Source organism: Luteibacter sp. GL_149, assembly GCF_057834065.1.
In genome coordinates, this window is the sequence record NZ_CM174395.1 from 3,576,883 (window position 1) to 3,595,393 (window position 18,511).

20 protein-coding genes are annotated in these 18,511 nt (G+C 64.0%); 15 read left to right on the forward strand and 5 right to left on the reverse strand.

The window, feature by feature from the left end; genetic code table 11:
• Positions 1-57 precede the first annotated feature (57 nt).
• From AC3IR3_RS15805 to ptsP, 11 genes are all read left to right on the forward strand, one after another.
• On the forward strand, positions 58-606 hold the full coding sequence (locus AC3IR3_RS15805) for a KdsC family phosphatase (RefSeq protein WP_489193498.1): 549 nt from the start codon (positions 58-60) through the stop codon (positions 604-606).
• Positions 603-1,208, forward strand: a complete 606-nt coding sequence (lptC, locus tag AC3IR3_RS15810) for an LPS export ABC transporter periplasmic protein LptC (protein WP_489193500.1) — start codon at positions 603-605, stop codon at positions 1,206-1,208. Before AC3IR3_RS15805 ends, lptC begins: the two co-directional genes overlap by 4 nt.
• Positions 1,171-1,791: a lipopolysaccharide transport periplasmic protein LptA gene (gene lptA, locus AC3IR3_RS15815; RefSeq protein ID WP_489193502.1), complete on the forward strand. Its 621-nt coding sequence runs from the start codon at positions 1,171-1,173 to the stop codon at positions 1,789-1,791. The genes lptC and lptA overlap by 38 nt, the downstream gene beginning before the upstream one ends.
• A gap of 2 nt (positions 1,792-1,793) precedes the next feature.
• Positions 1,794-2,513, forward strand: coding sequence for an LPS export ABC transporter ATP-binding protein (lptB, locus tag AC3IR3_RS15820; protein ID WP_489193504.1), 720 nt, complete (start codon positions 1,794-1,796; stop codon positions 2,511-2,513).
• Positions 2,514-2,661: 148 nt separating this feature from the next.
• On the forward strand, positions 2,662-4,134 hold the full coding sequence (locus AC3IR3_RS15825; protein WP_489193506.1) for an RNA polymerase factor sigma-54: 1,473 nt from the start codon (positions 2,662-2,664) through the stop codon (positions 4,132-4,134).
• Between the two features lie 123 nt (positions 4,135-4,257).
• Positions 4,258-4,578, forward strand: coding sequence for a ribosome hibernation-promoting factor, HPF/YfiA family (hpf, locus tag AC3IR3_RS15830; RefSeq protein ID WP_132144393.1), 321 nt, complete (start codon positions 4,258-4,260; stop codon positions 4,576-4,578).
• Between the two features lie 189 nt (positions 4,579-4,767).
• Positions 4,768-5,670 (forward strand): HPr(Ser) kinase/phosphatase, encoded by a 903-nt coding sequence (hprK, locus tag AC3IR3_RS15835; RefSeq protein ID WP_243649262.1) that lies wholly within the window; start codon positions 4,768-4,770, stop codon positions 5,668-5,670.
• A 7-nt stretch (positions 5,671-5,677) separates the two neighbouring features.
• The gene (rapZ, locus tag AC3IR3_RS15840) at positions 5,678-6,574 is read left to right on the forward strand and encodes an RNase adapter RapZ (RefSeq protein ID WP_489193508.1); all 897 of its coding nucleotides are present in this window, start codon (positions 5,678-5,680) and stop codon (positions 6,572-6,574) included.
• A gap of 39 nt (positions 6,575-6,613) precedes the next feature.
• Entirely contained in the window at positions 6,614-7,006 is a 393-nt protein-coding gene (locus tag AC3IR3_RS15845) for a PTS sugar transporter subunit IIA (protein WP_132144387.1), read from the forward strand.
• Positions 6,999-7,268 carry an HPr family phosphocarrier protein gene (locus AC3IR3_RS15850; RefSeq protein ID WP_489193510.1) on the forward strand — a complete coding sequence of 90 codons (270 nt, stop codon included), beginning with the start codon at positions 6,999-7,001 and terminating at the stop codon, positions 7,266-7,268. The genes AC3IR3_RS15845 and AC3IR3_RS15850 overlap by 8 nt, the downstream gene beginning before the upstream one ends.
• Positions 7,269-7,300: 32 nt before the next feature.
• Positions 7,301-9,076: a phosphoenolpyruvate--protein phosphotransferase gene (ptsP, locus tag AC3IR3_RS15855; protein ID WP_489193512.1), complete on the forward strand. Its 1,776-nt coding sequence runs from the start codon at positions 7,301-7,303 to the stop codon at positions 9,074-9,076.
• A gap of 75 nt (positions 9,077-9,151) precedes the next feature.
• Here the strand turns inward: ptsP and AC3IR3_RS15860 are convergent, their stop codons facing one another.
• Entirely contained in the window at positions 9,152-10,027 is an 876-nt protein-coding gene (locus AC3IR3_RS15860) for a LysR family transcriptional regulator (RefSeq protein ID WP_489193514.1), read from the reverse strand.
• Between the two features lie 90 nt (positions 10,028-10,117).
• Here AC3IR3_RS15860 and AC3IR3_RS15865 point away from each other — a divergent pair, with 90 nt between their 5' ends.
• On the forward strand, positions 10,118-11,137 hold the full coding sequence (locus AC3IR3_RS15865; protein WP_489193516.1) for a YeiH family protein: 1,020 nt from the start codon (positions 10,118-10,120) through the stop codon (positions 11,135-11,137).
• Positions 11,138-11,833: 696 nt separating this feature from the next.
• Here the strand turns inward: AC3IR3_RS15865 and AC3IR3_RS15870 are convergent.
• On the reverse strand, positions 11,834-12,712 hold the full coding sequence (locus tag AC3IR3_RS15870) for a hypothetical protein (RefSeq protein ID WP_489193518.1): 879 nt from the start codon (positions 12,710-12,712) through the stop codon (positions 11,834-11,836).
• Complete coding sequence (locus AC3IR3_RS15875) at positions 12,693-13,763, reverse strand: GNAT family N-acetyltransferase (RefSeq protein WP_489193520.1); 1,071 nt, start codon at positions 13,761-13,763, stop codon at positions 12,693-12,695. The genes AC3IR3_RS15870 and AC3IR3_RS15875 overlap by 20 nt, the downstream gene beginning before the upstream one ends.
• Positions 13,764-13,853: 90 nt before the next feature.
• Between AC3IR3_RS15875 and AC3IR3_RS15880 the strand changes: the two genes are divergently transcribed.
• Together AC3IR3_RS15880 and AC3IR3_RS15885 are read left to right on the forward strand one after the other, a co-directional pair.
• Complete coding sequence (locus AC3IR3_RS15880; RefSeq protein ID WP_489193522.1) at positions 13,854-14,117, forward strand: acyl carrier protein; 264 nt, start codon at positions 13,854-13,856, stop codon at positions 14,115-14,117.
• A gap of 56 nt (positions 14,118-14,173) precedes the next feature.
• Positions 14,174-15,403 (forward strand): beta-ketoacyl-[acyl-carrier-protein] synthase family protein, encoded by a 1,230-nt coding sequence (locus AC3IR3_RS15885; RefSeq protein WP_489193524.1) that lies wholly within the window; start codon positions 14,174-14,176, stop codon positions 15,401-15,403.
• A gap of 64 nt (positions 15,404-15,467) precedes the next feature.
• Here AC3IR3_RS15885 and AC3IR3_RS15890 read toward each other — a convergent pair whose 3' ends face one another.
• Together AC3IR3_RS15890 and AC3IR3_RS15895 are read right to left on the reverse strand one after the other, a co-directional pair.
• Positions 15,468-16,871: an aspartate aminotransferase family protein gene (locus AC3IR3_RS15890; RefSeq protein WP_132144369.1), complete on the reverse strand. Its 1,404-nt coding sequence runs from the start codon at positions 16,869-16,871 to the stop codon at positions 15,468-15,470.
• A gap of 15 nt (positions 16,872-16,886) precedes the next feature.
• On the reverse strand, positions 16,887-17,591 hold the full coding sequence (locus AC3IR3_RS15895) for an MtnX-like HAD-IB family phosphatase (protein ID WP_132144367.1): 705 nt from the start codon (positions 17,589-17,591) through the stop codon (positions 16,887-16,889).
• A gap of 180 nt (positions 17,592-17,771) precedes the next feature.
• Between AC3IR3_RS15895 and AC3IR3_RS15900 the strand changes: the two genes are divergently transcribed.
• Complete coding sequence (locus AC3IR3_RS15900) at positions 17,772-18,506, forward strand: MipA/OmpV family protein (protein ID WP_489193527.1); 735 nt, start codon at positions 17,772-17,774, stop codon at positions 18,504-18,506.
• Positions 18,507-18,511 lie beyond the last annotated feature (5 nt).

Genomic DNA, 18,511 nt, shown 5'->3' on the forward strand with positions numbered 1-18,511 from the left:
CATGCCCGCGGCGGCTCTCGCGCCGCAGCGGCACCGTACCTTCGAGCAACCTGCCCCATGTCATATGAGCACTACATCGATGTTCCCGCCGACGTGACCGCACGTGCCGCGCAGGTGCGCCTGGTGGTTTTCGACGTCGATGGCACGCTTACCGACGGCCGGCTCTGGTACGCCGAGGACGGTCGCGAAACCAAGGTATTCCATGTCCACGACGGGCTGGGCCTCAAGCGCCTGCAGGCCAACGGCGTGCACGTGGCGATCATCACCGCCCGCATCAGCCATCCGGTGGCGCTGCGCGCCGAGGAACTCGATATCGCGCATGTCTATCAGGGCCAGAAGGACAAGCGCGGCTGCCTTCGGCAGCTGGTCGAAGCCCTGGGACTGACGCCCGAACAGGTGGCTTTTGTAGGAGACGACCTCCCCGACCTCCCCGCCATGGGAATTTCGGGCCTGGCCATCGCCGTTGCCAATGCGCATCCCTGGGTAGCCGAGCGCGCCCACTGGTGCACCAGCCTCTCGGGCGGTTACGGCGCGGCCCGCGAAGTCTGCGACATGATTCTCGCGGCCCAGGGCAAGGCCGCCGCCGAACTGGAACGCTGGCTGTGAGCGTCTTCAACCTCCTGCGCGACCGCAGCAGCACCACGATCGGGCTCGTCCTCGCCGGGGCGCTCGGGGTAAGCGTGCTGCTCTATTACTGGGTCGCGCCGGAGCCCAAGAAAAACGACTTCGTCGGCCCCCCGCGCTCGGGCTATACGCTGAAGAACTTCACGCTCGACTCGTATAACGACCTCGGCAAGCCCAGCTTCCAGTTGATCGCCCCTCACCTGGAGCGCCGCGAAGGCGACGAATCGCTGTACATCAATGCGCCCGATTTCGTGCTGCCGTCGACCAAGCCCGATGCGCCCAATACGCCGCCGTGGAAAGGCAACTCCCAGTACGGCTGGGTGAACAAGGATGGCAGCCTGCTGAAGCTGCAAGGCAAGGTTTTCATGGCGCGGCCAGCCTTCGAAAACACCCAGGCCGCGCATATCACCACGTCCGAGGTCACCGCATGGCCGAAGGAGAACCGCCTGGAAACCGACGAAGCGGCGCAGATCGTGCAGGGAACATCTACAATGAGCGGCATTGGCATGCGCGCCAATCTCGACACCAAGCACCTGGAGCTACTCGATGACGTCCACAGCACGTTCCAGCCGCGCAAGCGCTAACGTCCTGCTCGCCCTGTTCGGCATCGGACTGCTCGCTGCCATGCCAGCGGCCGCCAAGAAGAGCGATCGCGAGCAGGCAGCCAACGTCACGTCGAAGTCCTTCGACGGATCGCAGCAGCCCAACGGCATCCAGATATTCACGACCAACGTCGTGATGACCCAGGGCACGCTGAAGGTCACCGGCTCAAAAGCCACCGTCTATACGGATGCCGACAACTCGATCACGCGCGTCGTGATCGACGGCAATCCGGCGACCATCCATCAGCTCGACGATACCGGCCAGCCGATGGATGGCCACGCCAACAACATCGATTACAAGCCCGGTGCCGACGCCACGAAGACTACCCCGGCCACGTCGGGCGTCGCCATCCTCACCGGCAACGCCAGCGTGAAGCAACCCAACAAGGGCGATGCCGCGGGCGACAAACTCACTTACAACACCGACGACAGCACGATGAAGGGCGAAAGCAACGGCGAAGGCGTCGTCGTCATGAACTTCCAGCCCAAACCCAAACCCGGAGCGGCTCCCACCAAGCCCGCCGAGGCTCCCGCCACACCCGCCACTCCCCCGAAGAAACCCTGACGATGCTTTCAGCCCAAGGCCTGCAGAAGCGCTTTCGTGCGCGCCAGGTAGTACGCGATTTCGGCTTCTCCATCCGCGAGGGCGAGGTAGTGGGCCTGCTCGGCCCGAACGGTGCTGGCAAAACCACCTGTTTCTACATGGTGGTGGGCCTGATCCAGGCCGATGCCGGCGTGATCAAGCTCGACCAGCAGGACATCACGGGACTGCCCATGCACTCCCGCGCCAAACTGGGCATCGGCTACCTGCCCCAGGAGGCCTCGGTGTTCCGCCGCCTGAGCGTGTCGGACAACATCCTCGCGGTGCTCGAACTGCGCGACGGTCTGAGCCAGAAACAGCGCAACGACGAACTGGAAAGCCTGCTCGACGAGTTGAAAATCAGTCACATCGCCGATCAGAAGGGCATCAGTCTCTCCGGTGGCGAGCGCCGTCGCGTCGAGATCGCCCGCGCCCTGGCAGCACGCCCCCGCTACATGCTGCTCGACGAGCCGTTCGCGGGCGTCGACCCGATCTCCGTCGGCGAAATCCAGCGCATCGTGCGACACCTGAAAGAACGCGGCATCGGTGTGTTGATTACCGACCATAACGTTCGCGAAACACTCGGCATCTGCGACCGCGCGTACATCCTGAACGACGGCGAGGTGCTGTCCCGGGGCACGCCCCAGCACATCCTCTCCGACGAAAAGGTCCGCGAGGTTTACCTCGGCCGCGAGTTCAAGATCTGATCCCGGTCAGCACCCGCGCGCCTTTCGGGGCGCGCGCGGATCGTCCTACCCATGTCGGACGCGCCCGCGCCCAGGCGGCGTCGACTTCCTGCTGGTCCGGGCCTTCGCGAGGGGTTAGGATGCCCTTGACGACTCACGTACGGCAGGTATGAAACCCGGACTCCAGTTTCGCCTTCACCAGCAGCTCACCCTGACGCCACAGCTGCAACAAGCCATCCGGCTACTGCAACTGTCGCAGTTGGAGCTGGAGGCTGAACTGCGCCAGATCGCCGAAAGCAATCCGTTACTGGAATTCGCGGAAGACGCCGAAGCGGAAGAAGCGGACGACACCGAGTTCGAAGCGCCCGAATTCGTGGCGCGCGACGAACCGACGGCCAAGGCCAAGAAAGACGAAGAACCGGCCAGCGCGTCCAGCGAAGACGTTGCCCCCGAATGGGACGACGAACGAACGCACAGCGATTCGGGCGATTACGCCGGCGCGCCGGCGCGCAACGGGTCCGGCGACGACGACGGATTCGAACCCCAGAACGCCGCCCCCGAAAATCTCCAGCAACACCTGGAGTGGCAGCTCAATCTGTCGCAGTTCAATCCGCGCGACGCCGCGATCGCCACGGCGATCATTCACGCGCTCGACGAAGACGGTTACCTGCATGAAGGTATCGAAGCCGTCGCAGCCGCGCTGCCCGCTGGACTGAATGCAAGCAACGACGAAATCGACGCCGTGCGTCAACGCGTGCAGCGCTTCGATCCCACGGGTGTCGCCAGCCTCAACCTCAAGGACTGCCTGCTGGTCCAGCTCCTGCAGTTCGCCCAGGACGTGCCTCAGCGCGACCTGGCGATCCGCATCGTCGGGGAAGACCTCGAGCTGCTCGCCCGCAACGATATCGTCAAGATTGCACGTCGCATGCGCGCCGGCGAAGACGAAACCGCCGCCGCCGCCGCGCTCATCCGCAGCCTCGATCCGCGCCCCGGCGCTGCGCTTGACGCCACGCCCGTGGAGTACGTCGCACCCGACGTATACGCGCGGCGCGACAACGGCCGCTGGCACGTCAGTCTGAATGCCGATGCACAACCGCGCCTCGGGCTGAACCAGCACTATTGCAACCTCATCGCGCGCGCGCGTGGCGACGACGCCACATGGATGAAGGGCCAGCTCCAGGAAGCCCGCTGGCTGCTGAAAAGTCTCCAGTCCCGTGCCGAAACGCTGCAGAAGGTGGCCGAGGTCATCGTCCGCAGGCAGAGCGCTTTCCTCGATTACGGCCCCGAAGCCATGCACCCGCTGGTGCTGCGCGAAGTCGCCGAAGAAGTCGGCATGCACGAGTCCACCATCTCGCGCGTCACCACGCGGAAATACCTGCACACGCCGCGCGGCACGTTCGAGCTGAAACACTTCTTCTCCAGCGGCGTGGCCACCGAAGACGGCGGCAGCGCCTCGGCCACGGCCATCCAGGCCATGCTGCGCAAACTCATTACCGCGGAAGATCCGCGGCGCCCGTTATCCGATCAGGCACTCGCGGAGGAATTGCATCGACGCGGCATTCAGGTCGCACGACGTACGGTGGCGAAGTACCGCGAGGCACTTCGCATTCCAAGCTCCAGCGAACGAACGCGCGCCGGTTGAATCGCGGCTGCGGGAACCCCACTGCGAATAGTGTGTCTTCATAAGTTCAGGCTCGAGGAGCAGGCCACGGCCGCTCCGTCCTCGTCGCCGAAACGGCGACAACCTCAGCAACAAGGAGGCGTCATGAAAGTACAGCTCAGCGGCAAGCACATCGACATCACCCCGGCTCTGCGCGAACGAGTCGAGTCACAAATCAGCCGCTTCGAACGCCTTTTCGAAAACATAAAAATTCTGACCGTGGTCCTCTCCGTCGATGCCGAGAAAAAGGCCGCGGGAACGCTCGCCTGCGCCGGCGACAACCTGCACGCCGAGGCCACAGGCACCGACATGTACGTCGCCATCGACGCGATGATGGCCAAGCTGGTCGACCAGTTGCGCAAGCACAAGGAAAAACTCACCGACCACCACAATCAGGAAGTCCGCAACGCCCGCGCCGCGGGTTAATGCGCGCTCCTAAGGCCGCCCCATCCGGGGCGGCCTGCCAGCCACCAGGCCTTGCCGGGCCAGCCGAACCCTCTTGATGGCACAATACGGTCCACGACGACGCCGCAGGTGGCGTCGCAACCTGCCGTCAAAGGATCCCGAGTGGACCGGCTTACCGCCAGACAACTGTTCGACGGAGTGCACGAGCGCATGGCGCTGCGCTGGGCCGCCGGCATGCGTGGCGAAGCCCGCGTCCTGGAGCCCAACGCGAAGCAGAGCCGCCGGCCCTCGCTGGTTGGCTACCTCAACGTCATCTACCCCAACAAGATCCAGATCGTCGGTACCGAGGAGCTCATTTACCTCGATGGCCTCGATTCGCGCCAGCGCTGGGAAACGATCCACAAGATCGCCGCCTACCAGCCAGCCGCGCTGATCGTCACGAAAGACCAGTCGATTCCTTCCGACCTGCGCGAAGTAGCAGAAGAAACCGACACGCCACTCTGGCAGAGCACCAAGCGCGGACACGAACTTCTGACGTACTTGCAATACCACCTCGCGCGCACCCTCGCGCCGCGGGTCACCTTGCACGGCGTTTTCCTCGAAGTCTTCTCCATCGGCGTCCTGATCACCGGTGGTCCGGGTTCGGGCAAGAGCGAACTGGCGCTGGAACTGATCAGCCGTGGCCATCGCCTGGTGGCCGACGATGCGACGGAGTTCACCCTGATCGCACCGGACGTTATCGACGGCGCCTGCCCCGAGCTGTTGCAGGACCTGCTGGAGGTGCGCGGACTGGGCGTGCTGAATATCCGCGAGATGTTCGGTCACACGGCGGTCAAGCCCTCCAAGTACCTTCGTCTCGTGATTCACCTGAAGCCGATGCGCGACGGCGAGGAAACCGACGCCATGACCCGCCTCACCGGCGACGTCAGTCGGCGCAACGTCCTCGATGTCGACGTGCCGATGATTACCATTCCCGTGGCCCCCGGCCGCAATCTGTCGGTGCTGGTCGAGGCCGCCGTGCGCAACCACGTACTGAAGAGCAAGGGCATCGATCCGGCCCAGACATTCATCGACCGTCAGGCACATCAGATGCGTCGGCTTCCTCCCTGGTAGAGACACGATGACCGAGAGCCCGTTTACCCCCATCGTCGACGCCGACGCCATTCATCTCGTCGTCCTGACCGGCATGTCCGGCGGCGGCAAGACGGTCGCCCTGCGCGCGCTCGAGGATCTCGAGTTCTACTGCGTGGACAACCTGCCGGCCGCGCTGATGCCACAACTGGTCGCGGCGGTCAGCCACGGCGAACACGGTCCGCGCAAGCGGATCGCAGTAGGCGTCGACGTGCGTAATCGCGTCGCCGACCTCCAGCGCATGCCCCAGGTGCTTTCCGAACTGGCCACGTCCGGTGTCCAGGTCCACCTGATCTTCCTGGACAGCCGCGACGAAGTGCTCATCAAGCGCTATTCGGAAACCCGCCGCCGTCACCCGCTGGCTATCGAGCGCCTGTCGCTGGCCGATTCCATCGCCCAGGAACGCAAGCTGCTGCGTCCGCTGGTGAACATCGCCGACAAGGTGATCGATTCCAGCGAACTCAACGTCCACCAGCTTCGCCGGCTGTTCGCCACGGGCTACGCCGAGGCGTCGGACGGCACCACCCTGCTCTTCGAATCGTTTGCCTACCGTCGCGGGCTACCGCCCGACGCCGATTTCGTCTTCGACGCCCGGTGCCTGCCGAACCCACACTGGGAGGCCGCCCTCCGCCCTTTGTCGGGCAAGGACCTGCCCGTGCGCGAGTATCTGGAGGCGCAGCCCATGGCAGGCGAGTACTATGGCGATGTGGTGCGCTGGCTGGAAACCTGGTTACCCCGTTTCGAAGGTGCCGACCGCAGCTATGTCACCGTCTCGATCGGTTGTACCGGGGGCCGTCATCGATCCGTCTACCTGGTCGAGAAACTCGCCCAGCATTTTCGCGCGGAGCGCGGCAACGTCCTCACCTTCCACCGCGAACTCGAATGACGCCATGACGAAACTTTTCACAACACGCGATCCACAGACATGAGCGTCGGCGTTCTGCTCATGACGCACGAGGCGGTCGGCAAAGCGCTGATCTCCGCCGCGCGCCATGTCATACCCTCGCTTCCGCTGACCGTGGATGCCGTCGAGGTACCGGCCAACTCCGACCCCGACATCATGCGTACGCTCACGGCGAAACACGCCCGCGACCTGGACCAGGGCGACGGCGTGCTGGTGCTGGCCGACCTGTACGGCGCCACGCCCTGCAATATCGGCCTGTCGCTCGGCGAACTCGGCGTCCATCTGCGCTGTGTCTCGGGCCTGAATCTGCCAATGCTGCTACGCGTTCTCAACTACTCGGAAAAAACGCTACCCGAACTGGCGGAAATCGCCGCCACGGGCGGTCGCGGGGGAATTTTCATCGACCATGCTTGAACAGGACATCGTGGTATCCAACCGGCTCGGCCTGCACGCGCGAGCCTCGGCCAAGCTGGTACAGCTGGTCTCGAGCTTCAAATCCGGCGTGTGGCTTCTCAATAAGGGACGCGAAGTGAATGCGCAAAGCATCATGGGCGTCATGATGCTCGCGGCGGGAATGGGCACTTCCCTTACTGTGCGCGCGGACGGCCCGGACGAGGACGCCGCGCTCGCGGCCGTCATCGACCTGTTCAACCGCAAGTTCGACGAAGGCGCTTAACGCATGTCCGAAGGCAGTACGACGAGGTTCGAATGAGATACGTGCTGACCGGCACACCCGCAGCCAGGGGCATGGCCCTCGGACGCGCGCGTCTTGTTCAGCCCAGCATCTACACCGTCGACACGCGTCTGCTCGAGAACGACGAAATCGGTCCGGAAATCGAACGCCTGCACAAGGCGATCGACACGGCCCGGCAGGAGTTGCGCGAACTGCGCAGCAAACTGCATGGCGCCCTTGCCCGCGAGGTCGGCGATTTCATCGACGCGCACAGTCTGCTGCTGGACGACGACGAACTGCTACGCGGACTGGACGAACTCATCTCGGTAGGCCATTACACGGCCAGCGCGGCGCTGAAGATGCAGCGCGACCGGCTCGCCGCCGTGTTCGATGCGATGAACGACCCATACCTCAAGAGCCGCGGCGAAGACATCGACCAGGTCATCGGTCGTGTGATGTCGGTGCTGCAGCAGCAGTCCAGTCGCGAAGAACGCAAGCTCGCGGCACGTGTCGGCGAAATCGTCGTCAGCGACACCGTCGCCCCCGCCGACATGGCATCCATGGCCGGGCAAGGCATGCTCGGCGTCGTCGCCAGCGCCGGCAGCGTGTACTCGCACAGCGCCATCCTGGCGCGCAGTTTCAACCTGCCCATGCTGGTCGGCACGCGCGACGCGCTGGCCACCATCAACGACGACGACCTCGTACTGATCGACGCCGAGAACGGCGATGTCATCGTCCATCCCACCGCCCAGGATCTCGCGCGCTACCGTCAATGGCAGCGTCAGGCGGCTCAGGAAGGCCGCCGCCTCGCCGCTCTGGCCTCCGCGCCGACGCTTACCCGCGATGGCGCGCATATGCGTCTTTTCGCGAATGCGGAAATCGCAAGCGATGTCGCCCAGGCGCGGGCGCGCGGCGCCGACGGTATCGGTCTTTATCGTTCCGAATTCCTTTTCCTGCGCCAACGCGGATTGCCTTCCGAAGACGAACAGTTCGTGGCCTACCGCGACCTGGTTCTCGGCATGGGCGGCCTGCCCGTCACCATCCGTACGCTGGATCTCGGCGCGGACAAAGCCGACGCCGCCGGACTGACCATTCGCGGCGAAGAAAATCCCGCGCTCGGCGTGCGCGGCGTGCGACTGTCCCTGCGCTACCCGGATGTTTTCAGCGTGCAGTTGCGCGCCATCCTGCGCGCGGCATGTTACGGCCCGATCAGGATCCTCGTGCCCATGGTCACGCATATGGGCGAAATGGTCGCCGTACGCGCGCTGATCAAGAAAGCCCGCGAAGCATTGAGCCGCGAAGGCCACGAATTGCCCGAGCGCCTCGATATCGGCGCAATGATCGAAGTGCCCGCCGCCGCCATCGGTGTGACCAGCATTCTGCAAAAAGCCGATTTCCTATCCATCGGAACGAACGATCTGGCCCAGTACGTATTGGCCGCCGATCGCAACAACGATGCACTGGAAGGGATTTACGACCCGCTGCAACCGGCGTTCCTGCGCCTTATCGCACACGTCATCGCCGCAGCTCGCCGGGCACGCAAGCCAGTCAGTCTCTGCGGTGAAATCGCGGGCGATACCGCGTTCACGCCACTCCTCGTCGCCATGGGCCTCGAGGAATTCAGCATGCATCCGGGCCAGTTACTACAGGTGCGCGACAAGTTGACTGTGCTCGATTGCAAGGCATTGCGGCAGGCAGCCCCGAAGCTGTTCCGCGCGCATACCCGCGACGAGGTCGAGGCGCACCTGCTCACGGTGCTTACGCACGGTGTCATCGGCGAATGCGATACCGATGAGGTCGAGGCGCTGTAACCACCGCTACCCCGCCTTCTCGTTGTAGGAGCCCGCTTGCGGGCTCCTACAAGGGATGGATGGAAAGCGCTCCGGTTACAACATCCCCAGAAACGCATCCAGCAGCGCCCCGCGATAACGCGACCGGTGCACCACCACCGACAGTACCCGGCGCATATCCAGAAACGGCGTTTTGAGTACAGCTAACCGCCCCGCCGCAACGGCATCGCCGATCGCCACCGCGGGAAGACAGGCGATGCCCAATCCCGCGATCACCGCCTGCTTGATCGCCTCGGACTGATCGAGCTCCAGGACCGTCGTGCCGGCGGGCAGTTCCGCCAGTGCGCGTTCGCTCATGGCGCGGGTCGCGGAGCCGCGTTCGCGCAGCACCCAGCGTTCGCCGGCGAAGTCTTCGCGGCGCAGCCGCGGTTTTCCCGCAAGACGGTGGTCCGGACGCACGCATACCGCCAGCCAGTCTTCGCGCCAGGGGCGTACGTCCAGCGACGCGTGCGTGACCGGGCCTTCGACGCAACCGACATCGTAAGCATGATCCAGCACACCTTCGGCAATGCGCGCCGTATTGGCGACGCCAAGCCGCAACGACACGCCCGGATGCGCCGAGGCAAACGGACCGAGCAGATCGCCGACCAGATAGTTGCCGACCGTATTGCTTGCACCGACGCGAAGTTCGCCACTCAACGCCGCACTGGCATCGCCGGCGCGACGCTCCAGTTCCGCGAAACGTTCGATCAGCTCCTGCGCCAGCGGCAACAGTTCCCGGCCGCGTGCGTTGAGCCTCAGCCGCCCCTTCTCGCGGGCGAACAAGGGTGAACCCAACTGACGCTCCAGCTCCGCCAGCGCCATGCTGGCGGCCGGCTGGCTGAGATACAGACGCTCGGCGGCCGCGCGAACGCTGCCATCCAGGGCAATGGCCACGAAGACTTCGAGCTGGCGGGGGCTGACTCCTATCATCAGTCATTCTTATACATTGAATAAGACATACTCAATATGCTTATATGTTCCAGGAGCGGAAAATAGCGCCATCGCTCCGGAACCACCCTCATGTCCGCCATCGAAACCGTCACCATCCCTCCCGCACAGAACAAGCTTCCCGGCCTGGCCCTGGCTTTCGCCGTCGCCGCCGTCGCTTTCGGGTTGGGGAAACTGCTGCCGCTGGTGGGCGGCGCCGTGTTCGGCATCGTTCTCGGGCTGATCGTGCGCCATTTCGCCCCGCCCGCCGCGTCGTTCCAGCCGGGCATCCGTTTCGCGTCGAAGCAGATTCTTCAGTGGTCGATCATCGCGCTTGGCTTCGGCCTGAGCCTGACCCAAGTGGCGCATACCGGGCTCGAATCGCTGTCGGTCACGGTGACCACGGTGGCCGCTGCCGGCATCTCCGCATTCGTCCTGGGCAAGGTCCTGCGTGTGCACGACAAGCTGCGCCTGTTGATCGGCGTGGGCACCGCCATCTGCGGCGGTTCGGCTATCGCCGCCGTGGTGCCCATCCTCAAGCCCGACGAGCACGACACCGCGTTCGCGATTTCGACCATCTTCCTTTTCAACCTTGTAGCGGTGCTGCTGTTTCCCGCGCTCGGCCATCTGCTGCATCTGTCCGACCTCGGCTTCGGCCTGTGGGCAGGCACCGCGATCAACGACACCTCATCGGTCGTCGCGGCGGGCTACAGTTTCAGTCATGCCGCCGGCGACTACGCCACCATCGTCAAGCTCACGCGCGCCACGCTGATCATCCCCATCTGCCTCGTTCTCGCGCTGATCGTCGGCTGGAAGGAAAAGCGCAGCGGCCGCAGCGACTTCAGCCTGCGCAGCATCTTTCCCTGGTTCATCCTCTGGTTCCTGGTCGCTTCGGCCGTGCGTACCGCGGGACTGGTACCCGAGGTCGCACTACCCTGGGTTCACTTCGCGGCCGAGTGCCTGATCGTCGTGGCGCTGACCTCGATCGGCCTGTCGGCCGACCTGCGGCGCATGGCCTCGACCGGCCCGCGCCCGATCCTGCTGGGACTGGGCGTGTGGGCATCGGTAGCGGTGACGAGCCTGATCGTGCAGTACATGATCGGAAGGCTGTAACGCTATTTTTTTATGGGTCTTCACGCATTAGCGGGGGCGGCTTGACGTGTCTTGTCGAGCTTCGGTCGAGGACAGCCGTCTTACACTTGTGCTGTCGGGGAAGCCGCGACCAGGTTGGCCCTTGGGGCCTTCGGCGCCGTCCCTGCGGGAGCGGGCCGTAGCGCCCACTTCGCTACGTCAGTGGGTGATCGCGGCCCTCGGCTAAGGCGGCCCCAAGGGCCAACCCGGCCACGGCACCGTCGACTGCGGTTTGCTGCGGGCAGAGCGCGAGCCGAGCACGTGACGGAACCGGACCGGATGCGGGTCACCATCGGTCATGCGTCACGCGCTGCTTTTCCCCACGTCACCGCAACATCCGGAAGAGCCGTCGGCCACCGCCCTCGACGCGACTTGCGGAACCGAGCGCGGCGGGCGGACAAGGCCCGGAGGGGGCGGACCCGGACGGTCCGCCGTTTTCGCTGAGGCACGGAGGCCGAATCGAAAACCCCCGCCCGCCGCGCGGGCGCGACGGGGCGCAGCCATTAAGACACTAGCCGCGCAGCGGCTCTCTTTTCCCGAGCGACGGTGAAGCCGGAGCGTCGAGGGCGGTGGCCGACGGCTCTTCGCGAAGCGTCCGAACGCAAAAGCAATGGCGAAGCCGAGCCCTCCCAGACCATGCGTGAAGAACCTTTTTTGTAGGGCCCCGCTTGCAGGCTCCTACAACACGGGGCTGGCGGTATTGCGTGCTATGGCTAGCAGCAGGCGTTCGTTGAGTGCGTGCTGCTGTGCCTGCCATGCCGCGAGGCTTTCCTCGGCAACTTCTTCCTGACCGTCCATCGCGCTCAGACGACGCTTCCACCACGATTTGTAGCGATAACGCGATATCTCGCCAGTCACGTCGCTACCCACGATACGTCCGCGCAACGCGTCGATCATCGCCTCGCCGCCCGCCTCGTCCAGCGTACCCTGGTCCCAGTTCGTCATCGCAACGGACGCGTCGTAAACATCCTTGTCGATCGACAGATACGTCGCATCGCTACGCCCCTTCTGCTCGTCGACGAATGCGGCGACCAGGTCGGCGGACGAGGCGAAGCTGCGGAATCCATGGCCAAGTCCGATGCGCTGCGCCCAACCGGTATCCACACCGGACGACCAGTACGTGAGTTTGCGTGCACGCAACGGGGCCAGATAGTTCTCCCACGCGTGCTTACGCCCGATATCGCCCGAAGTAATGCCGACGACATGGACGTGCGTGACGCGCGGAGACATCGCAACCCGGCGTACCCACGATCCGCAATGCACGCCGAACGGAAAGCGCATGTTGTCCGGATGGTTGTCGAATACCACGACCTGGAACGGCTCGCGGCCGGGTACTCTCTCGATCAGCGGCCAGGTAAGGTGATGGAAGTCTCCGCTGCCCGTGAAAACGGTACCGAAATCGGCAGGCAACGTGGCATCCAGCGTTTCGCGAAAACGACGCAGCGCTCCCAGCGAACAGGCGAAGCGCAGCGACTCCTGCCACTCTTCCAGCGGCAGCACGATCCGGCGGGCCAGTGGCCCGACCGAACCATCGATATCAAGGACGACGGGACGCATTGTGCTTTTCCTGCCACTGGCGATCGCTCTCGAAGTGCTTCGCCAGGCGGCGAAGCACGAAACGGAGCAGAGGGTTGCGTATGTATACCGCGTGACGCGTCATGTGGAAGCTCGCGCCCAGCGATGCCTTTACTTCCGGATCGGTCCACCCTGCCACATAGTGCGTAAGACCTCGTTGTCTGGCGTACTCGAGGTTATGCATCCAGCTCACGAAATACAGGTTGTAGTCGCGAGCCCGGGGATAGGAGAAGCCGATGTACTTATCCAGCAGCCGGCCTTGGTGTTCGTAGCAGAGGTTCCATCCGATCGTCTCGCCGTCCTTGCGATAAACGAACACCACGCCGCCACCGTCCGCATCCTGAAATGCATCCCGGAAAAAATCGAGCGTCAGCAGATCGAAATGCGTTTCGCTTTGCGCGTAAACCTCGCAATACAACGCATAGAAACGCTCGACGAGACCTTCATCGGCGAAAGCGGTGCCCGTGGGTATCGCCTCGATCTCCAGCTCGTCGCGGGAACGAAGCTTGCGACGCAGATTCTTCCGCCGGCTCGCCGACATCCGGCTCAGATAGTCTTCCGCCGAAACAAAATCGATCGGCAGCCACGCAAGCGCCTGCCCTTCGACGGTGATGAAGCCCTGCGCTTCGGCGGCATCGACGAAGCGCTGCGACCAGTCGCCGGACGACGCATCGAGCAACGGCGATCCGAGCGGAATGTCCTTGACCACCAGCAGCGTATGCGCCCGTCCGACAGTCGATCGAAGCTCCGCAGCCAGCGCGGCGGGATCGGCTCCGACGGGGAACACCGCGTACTCGGTCACGGTCGTTCCGGCAAAGCACGTCCGCGGCCGGAGCAGGCGCGACCATAAGCGATACAAGGGCAAACCCTGAACGCGATGGCGCAACGCATCATCGGCCGTCGTCAGCAGATCGAACGGAGCCGCGAACAGGGGCATTCCGTCCTTCGAACGCAAGGTATCGAAGCCGACGGGAGGGTGTCGGTCGAAGTGCCCGAGCAGGCTGTCCGGTTCGAGTTGATTGAGGAAAGGCATGCGTAAGCTTTTTGCGTTTAGACTCGGGGTGCCACGCCAGCCGGATGCCGTTTTGGCTCCGGGGTTCGCGGCAACGGGGAGGTCGGGACTATGAGCGATCCGATTGAAAGCAAGGTATTCGATATCATCGCCAACGACGCGAAGATAGACCGGTCCACCATCACGCCCGAATCGACGTTGAAGGATCTGGGCGTGACATCCCTCGACGCTATCGAGGTGATTTTCGACATCGAGGAAGAGTTCAAGGTGACCTTTCCCGAGCGCGATCCCAACTTCGACGGCGATACGGTCGCAGGACTGATCGGTGCGCTGCGTGAAGCGCTGGCACGCAAGGATGCCGCACCCTCCCCCTGATCGTCCGGTTCACTCCGCGCCGCAAGGCGAAACGAAACCAGCCGGGGAGTCAGGCGATGCGTGCAATCCAGGAAGGTCGTGTAGCAATCACGGGTATGGGCGCGGTAAGCGCCTTCGGTATCGGAGCGGATCGATTGTGGGATGGACTGGTGGCAGGCCAGTCCGCTATCCGGCCACTGGTCCATCCCCGCTCGGCGGAACTTCGCGCGCGCATCGCGGCGCAGGTCCCCGACTTCACGCCCGAATCGCACTTCGATCCTCACGTACTTCCCCTGCTCGACCGGATATCCCAGTTCGCCCTGCTCGCGGCACGCGAAGCGGTCGCCCAGTCGGGCATCGCGTTCGACGACGGACTGCGCACCCGCACGGCGGTGGTCATCGGCACGGGCGCCGGCGGCGAGACCTCGCACGACGATACGAGTCGCCACCTGTATGGCGAGGGCAACGGACAGCGCGTCCATCCCCTGAGCATCGTGCGCATCATGGCCAGCGCTCCAGCGAGCCACATCGGCATCGAATTCGGCCTGTCCGGCCCCGCGTTCGTGGTGACCAGCGCGTGCGCATCGGCCAACCACGCGATCGCCCAGGCCGTCGGCATGATCCGCAGCGGCATGGTCGACGTCGCCGTGACGGGCGGCACGGAGGCCTGTCTCTCGTTCGGAGTCATCCGGGCGTGGGAAGCGATGCGTATTCTTGCGGACGATACCTGCCGCCCCTTCTGCAAGCAGCGGCGCGGACTGGTGCTGGGCGAAGGCGCCGGCATGTTCGTACTCGAATCCATCGAGCATGCGCGTCGACGCGGTGCGACGGTTCTTGCCGAGATCGCGGGCGTAGGCATGAGTTCGGATGCGGGCGACATCGTGGCGCCCTCCGCCAACGGCGCCGCGCAAGCCATCCATGCGGCGCTTGCCGATGCGGGTATGGAACCCTCCGCGATCGACTACGTCAACGCGCACGGCACGGGCACGCAGGCTAACGACGTCACGGAAACCCGTGCACTCCACATGGCGCTGGGTGCGCACGCGCGGAACATATGTGTTTCCTCGACCAAATCGATGCATGGCCATGCGCTTGGTGCCTCCGGTGCACTCGAACTCATCGCGACGATCGGGGCGATCAAGGAAGGCATCGTACCGCCCACGGCCAACTTCATCGACAGCGATCCGGACTGCGATCTGGATATCGTTCGCAACGATGCCCGCGTGATGCACGTGCGGGCGGCGCTGTCCGACTCATTCGCATTCGGTGGCCTGAATGCCGTCCTGGCGGTGTGCGAGCCTCGTTGAGGCCGCGATCTTCCACGGCAACGGGTGGGCCGGGCGTTCACGCCCGGCCCACCCGTCCGGCCCATCAGGCGCGCTTGGCCTTGGTCAGCAGCTGATCGAGCAGCGAGATGGCCAGGTCGATCTCTTCGTGGCTGATGTCGAGCGACGGCGCGAACGTGATGACGTTCTTGTACCAGCCGCCCACGTCCAGCACGAGGCCGATCTTCTTGCCGTTGTGCTCCAGGCCGCCGGCAAGGCCGATGTCGACCATGCGGTCGAGCAGTTCCTTGTTCGGCGTGAAGCCGTCGTCGGTGCAGATTTCGGCACGCAGCGCGAGACCGAGGCCGTCGACGTCGCCAATTTCCTTGTGACGCTTCTGCAGGTCTTTCAGGCCATCGAGGAAGTGCTTGCCCTTCTCCACGACCTTCGTGCCGTAGTCCAGCTCGTAGCCCATCTTGATGACTTCGAGACCGAGCGCCGTACCGAGCGGATTGGAGTTGAACGTCGAATGCGTCGAACCCGGCGGGAAGATCGTCGGATTGATCAGTTCTTCGCGCGCCCACAGACCGGACAGCGGATTGAGGCCGTTGGTCAGCGCCTTGCCGAAGACAATGATGTCCGGATTCACGCCGAAGTTCTCGATCGACCAGAGCTTGCCCGTGCGCCAGAAACCCATCTGAATTTCGTCGCAGACCATCAGGATGCCGTACTTGTCGAGCACCTTCTTCAGATCGATGAAGAAGTTCTTCGGCGGGATGACGTAGCCACCGGTGCCCTGGATCGGCTCGACGTAGAACGCGGCGTATTCGGCCTGCCCCGCCTTCGGATCCCACACGCCGTTGTATTCGGTCTCGAACAGACGCTCGAACTGGCGTACGCAGGCGTCGGAGTATTCTTCCGGCGTCATGCCCTTCGGGCGACGGAACGGATACGGGAACGGAACGAACATCGCGCGCTCGCCGAAGTGGCCGAAGCGGCGGCGATAGCGGTAGCTGGACGTGATGGACGACGCGCCCAGCGTACGGCCGTGATAACCGCCTTCGAACGCGAACATCAGGCTCTTGCCGTTACGCGCGTTACGCACGATCTTCAGCGAGTCTTCCACCGCCTGCGCACCGCCGACGTTGAAATGCACGCGGCCGTCCAGACCGAACTTCGACTTCGCGTCGACCGCGATCGTCTTGGCAAGCTCGATCTTCGTCTGGTGCAGGTACTGGCTGGCCACCTGGGGAAGCAGGTCGATCTGGTCTTTCAGGCAATCGTTCAGGCGCTTGTTGCCGTAACCGAAGTTCACGGCCGAGTACCACATCTGCAGGTCGAGGAAGGGGATGTCCTCGCTGTCGTAGATGTAGCTGCCTTCCGCATGACGGAAGATCTTCGGCGGATCGACATAATGCACGGTGTCGCCGAACGAACAGTATTTCGCCTCGTCGACGAGCAACTGGGCGTCGTCGATGACGACCTTGGGATTCTTGGTCAGAACGTTCATGGGAGGAAAATCCTGTTACGTCGTAAGTGCGGAAATCGGGTGGACGACGATCTCGGGCGGGAGACGTCCGTCGGCAAGCGCGGGCAGAAGCTCGAGCGCTTCGTCGAAACTGGCGATGGGCACATAGGGAATACCCGCGGCGCGGCAGTGTTCGATCAGACGGTTCTTGGCGAACACGAAATCGACGGTGTCGGCGGCGCAGAAATCCGACGCGCCGTCGCCGATCAACAGCGTCTTGCGACCATCGCTGCGCGCTTCGGCAACGCAGGCGCACTTGCAGGTACCGCTACGGCAGTCCGGCTTGCGGAACGGCGACGTCAGACGCCACTCGCGCTCGCCCGCCATGTTCAGGTGATTGGCGGCAACCGGCAGCGTATCCAGACCATGACGGCTCAGGATCGAATCGATGGCGTAATCGAGTCCGTCGCTGACGACGCGGATGGGCATGCCAAGACGCTTCGCCTGACCGACGAACGCCGGAAAGCCATGGTCGATATGCAGCCCGTCGAGATGCGCGTCCATTTCCTCGCGGCTGACGTCGAGAAGACCGACCTGCCCGGCCATGCACTCGGCCGAACCGATGCGGCCCGCGCGCCAGTCGCGCTCGAGCACTTCCCAGCCGGGGCGGCCGAAGCGGTCGAGCAGCGAATCGATCACGTCCTCGACGGTAATCGTGCCGTCGAAGTCGCAGAGAATGTTCCAGGAAACCGAATGATTCACGTAGAAAGTCCACCATCAGGATTGACGGCAGGTTAGGGACGGTACCTTTCGCACCCCTTTCCCAGCGGCCAAAGGTTCCCCTAAGGAGGCTCCCGTTCACTTTGCCCGACTATGATTTCCGCCCGATCACCCCCCATATCCGTGCCCATGCCGCTTCGCTCGCTCCTCACCGGAATCCCGATGGCCCTGCTAGTCGTATCGGGCCTCGCTTCCGCCAGCGAGGAGCCCAGCTACGCGTTCGGCGCCGGGGTGCAGCACATGCCGTCCTGGATCGGCGCCAACACCCATCGCAACCAGCTCTTGCCCTACGTCGACATCGACCTGCCCGGGCTGGGCGAGCTGTCGACGGTCGACGGCCTGACCGTCGATCTGATCCACGGTACGCACTGGCATGGCGGCCTGTACGGAAATTACATGTGGGGCCGCAGCCATGAAGACCTGGGCACGCTTGGCGGCAAGGTCACGTCGCTCTCGCCGCGACTGCAGGGCGGCGGATACGTCGAATACGCGTTCGACGAGCAGTGGAGCGTGGGCTCGCGTGTAAGTCACGACACCGCCGGAGCGGGAGCGTACCTGGATGTCTACGGCGATCTGAAGCTACCCGATATCGGCTATATCGAGCAGTCGTTCGAGCTGCAATGGCAGGCGATGAACGGTCCGGCGATGCGTCGCTTCTTCGGCCTGAGTACCGACGAGGCCACGAGCATCGGAACCGCGCCATGGCGACCGGGCGCCGGGGCACAGATGGCCTATATCGAGTACGACGCCTTCCTGCCCACCAGCGAACATACGGGCTTCGCACTGTCGATCAATATTGGCCGTCTGCTGGGGGCTGCGGCAAACAGCCCGATGGTCCGTTCGTATGGCTCGCGGACCCAGATGTCGCAGACACTGGCCTTCGTCTACCACTTCTGAGCCAG

Coding starts and splice junctions, on each gene's coding strand:
- AC3IR3_RS15825 (WP_489193506.1), top strand. CDS start 2,662: ATGAAACCCGGACTCCAGTTTCGCCTTCACCAGCAGCTCACCCTGACG.
- AC3IR3_RS15805 (WP_489193498.1), top strand. CDS start 58: ATGTCATATGAGCACTACATCGATGTTCCCGCCGACGTGACCGCACGT.
- AC3IR3_RS15900 (WP_489193527.1), top strand. CDS start 17,772: ATGGCCCTGCTAGTCGTATCGGGCCTCGCTTCCGCCAGCGAGGAGCCC.
- AC3IR3_RS15885 (WP_489193524.1), top strand. CDS start 14,174: ATGCGTGCAATCCAGGAAGGTCGTGTAGCAATCACGGGTATGGGCGCG.
- AC3IR3_RS15865 (WP_489193516.1), top strand. CDS start 10,118: ATGTCCGCCATCGAAACCGTCACCATCCCTCCCGCACAGAACAAGCTT.
- AC3IR3_RS15880 (WP_489193522.1), top strand. CDS start 13,854: ATGAGCGATCCGATTGAAAGCAAGGTATTCGATATCATCGCCAACGAC.
- lptB (WP_489193504.1), top strand. CDS start 1,794: ATGCTTTCAGCCCAAGGCCTGCAGAAGCGCTTTCGTGCGCGCCAGGTA.
- AC3IR3_RS15875 (WP_489193520.1), bottom strand. CDS start 13,763: ATGCCTTTCCTCAATCAACTCGAACCGGACAGCCTGCTCGGGCACTTC.
- ptsP (WP_489193512.1), top strand. CDS start 7,301: ATGAGATACGTGCTGACCGGCACACCCGCAGCCAGGGGCATGGCCCTC.
- AC3IR3_RS15860 (WP_489193514.1), bottom strand. CDS start 10,027: ATGATAGGAGTCAGCCCCCGCCAGCTCGAAGTCTTCGTGGCCATTGCC.
- hpf (WP_132144393.1), top strand. CDS start 4,258: ATGAAAGTACAGCTCAGCGGCAAGCACATCGACATCACCCCGGCTCTG.
- lptA (WP_489193502.1), top strand. CDS start 1,171: ATGACGTCCACAGCACGTTCCAGCCGCGCAAGCGCTAACGTCCTGCTC.
- AC3IR3_RS15890 (WP_132144369.1), bottom strand. CDS start 16,871: ATGAACGTTCTGACCAAGAATCCCAAGGTCGTCATCGACGACGCCCAG.
- hprK (WP_243649262.1), top strand. CDS start 4,768: ATGGCGCTGCGCTGGGCCGCCGGCATGCGTGGCGAAGCCCGCGTCCTG.
- rapZ (WP_489193508.1), top strand. CDS start 5,678: ATGACCGAGAGCCCGTTTACCCCCATCGTCGACGCCGACGCCATTCAT.
- AC3IR3_RS15850 (WP_489193510.1), top strand. CDS start 6,999: ATGCTTGAACAGGACATCGTGGTATCCAACCGGCTCGGCCTGCACGCG.
- AC3IR3_RS15870 (WP_489193518.1), bottom strand. CDS start 12,712: ATGCGTCCCGTCGTCCTTGATATCGATGGTTCGGTCGGGCCACTGGCC.
- AC3IR3_RS15845 (WP_132144387.1), top strand. CDS start 6,614: ATGAGCGTCGGCGTTCTGCTCATGACGCACGAGGCGGTCGGCAAAGCG.